Annotated in this window: 1 pseudogene; it reads right to left on the bottom strand. The window is 68.6% G+C overall.

Annotation, left to right across the window (positions count from 1 at the left end):
- Nucleotides 1-526, bottom strand: a pseudogene (locus tag L691_RS30015) (5-methyltetrahydropteroyltriglutamate--homocysteine S-methyltransferase); the annotation flags it as partial.

Genomic DNA, 526 nt, shown 5'->3' with positions numbered 1-526 from the left:
AAGCCTGCCGATTGTCGTTGTCGGCAGCAGCGGCAGGCGCCACTTGTCCTGCTGGCGCTTCGCCCGCTCGGCATAGGCCGGGCTTCGCCGGTCAGGCAGCTCCGCCAGGCCGCGTTCAAGCTCCGCCACATCCGCGCGGCTGCGCTCGGGCAGCTTGCGGAAGGCGGCCAGCGCTGCCTGCGCCTCGGCTAACGAAGCCCCGGCGGCGCTGCGCCCCTCAAGCAGCGCCCGTTTCAGCAGCGCAAGCTCCGCCAGCTTCTCATCGGCGAAGGCCAGCGCGCTTCGCACCTCCGGTTTCAGCTTCTCCTCGCTGCGCACTGTCACAGGCACATGCAGCAGGCTGCTGGACGGCTGCAATATCAGCTTGCCCTCCGGGACGAGGGCAGCGAGCCGCTGAGCCAGCACCAGCTTGTCATCCGGGTCGCAGCGCCAAATTCCGCGCCCGTCAATCACTCCGGCTCCAAGCGTCTTGTCCTTCGGCCAGCCCAGACGCTCGATCGCTTCCAGATTGGCCCCGCCGTCGTGT

The sequence above is a fragment of the Paenibacillus zanthoxyli JH29 genome, from assembly GCF_000520715.1.
In the GTDB taxonomy this organism is placed as follows: domain Bacteria; phylum Bacillota; class Bacilli; order Paenibacillales; family Paenibacillaceae; genus Paenibacillus_AQ; species Paenibacillus_AQ zanthoxyli.
Note: the sequence above shows the minus strand (reverse complement) of the source record. Positions and strands in the feature narration are given on the sequence as shown.